The organism is Microcystis sp. M53603_WE2, from assembly GCF_030065435.1.
This window is the reverse complement of sequence record NZ_JASJFF010001008.1, coordinates 1-1,342: the sequence shown is the minus strand read 5'-3', so window position 1 is coordinate 1,342 and position 1,342 is coordinate 1. Positions and strand designations below refer to the sequence as shown.

Annotated in this window: 1 protein-coding gene and 1 pseudogene; one reads left to right on the top strand and one right to left on the bottom strand. The window is 48.4% G+C overall.

What is annotated here, in order from left to right:
• A partial coding sequence (gene pdxA, locus PX481_RS21295) for a 4-hydroxythreonine-4-phosphate dehydrogenase PdxA (RefSeq protein ID WP_288095862.1) occupies positions 1–1,020 on the bottom strand: 1,020 nt, incomplete at its 3' end.
• 257 nt (positions 1,021–1,277) lie between these two features.
• Here pdxA and PX481_RS30210 point away from each other — a divergent pair.
• Positions 1,278–1,342: pseudogene (locus tag PX481_RS30210) on the top strand (transposase); the annotation flags it as partial.

The window sequence follows — 1,342 nt, the reverse complement described above, 5'->3', positions numbered from 1 at the left end:
TAGTTTAGTTCTCCGGTTGTCCCGCTGCTGACATAATTCGATCGCTAATTGGATCGCCGCTTGCATACTCTGGGCCCTAGCGATGCCAAGACCGGCGATATCAAAAGCCGTCCCGTGGTCTGGAGAGGTGCGAACAAAAGGTAAACCGATGGTAGTATTAACAGCACAGTCAAAAGCCATTAATTTGACGGGAATTAGGCCTTGATCGTGGTATAATGCCAGATATGCGTCGGCGGGTTGCCCTGCACCGCTAAACCAAGCGCGTCCCGGTTCCACCCAAAGCGTATCGGGGGGGACAAGGCCGATTAATTGGGTTTGCGGGTATTTCTGCGCCATTGACTGCAACCAAGGCTGTAACCAGTCTTTTTCCTCCCTTCCCAGTTTTCCCGCTTCGCCACTGTGGGGATTAAGGCCGGATATGGCGATTTTGGGGCGATCGATGCCGAAATCTAGCTTTAAAGACTCGATCAATAGGTCTAGTTTTCGGGTCATCAGATCGGGGTTAAGAGTATCGGGAACTTCTCGCAGGGGGATATGGGTAGTGGCGAGGAGAGTGCGTAAGTTATAGCCGGTGTGAGGGGATTTAGCGACGAATAGCATCCCATAACGGTTAATTCCCGCCATGGTAGCTAAAACCTCCGTTTGACCGGGGAAATCATAACCGGCCAACTGCCAACAGGATTTGGCAATCGGACCGGTGACAATACCATCAAATTCGCCCTTGAGGGTGCGTTTTATGGCTTCTTGCAGGTAAAGAAAGCTGATTTCACCACTGTGGGCATCCCCACGCCCGCAAACGATTTTTTCTTGATTGTAGGGCAAATCGATCAGAGAAAAGCGATCGAGAAGATGGGGATCGTGATAGGCTTTTTCGAGAAGCGTTCTTGTCCCGATTAGAGTAATCTGACAACCGGACGAGATTGGGGAATCGGCGATCGCTTTTAACACCACTTCAGGGCCGATTCCGGCGGGATCACCGACGGGGATAACTAGACGGGGAATAAAAGAGGCGAATTCCATAAATTTTGGCCGTCAATATTGCTAATTCTCCCGATTAATCTCATCGTTGACAATCATCAGGAGGGAATAAATCAGTAAACAATCTTCAGTTTACCTAAAATGTCGGATGAATGCCCCCGCTAAATTTTTTGACAAGACATCAACCTTTGCGGGGGATGAAATCCGACCAGGATATTGACTGCGAAGCACGATTTTAATTCTACCATTTGTAGGTAAACTGTGTTATACTTAATTGATCCAGGGTCGAGGATTAATCAATGCTAGTCGTAGAAGCCAAGCTAAAAAACGGGACACCAGAACAATATCACCGGCTTGATGAAGC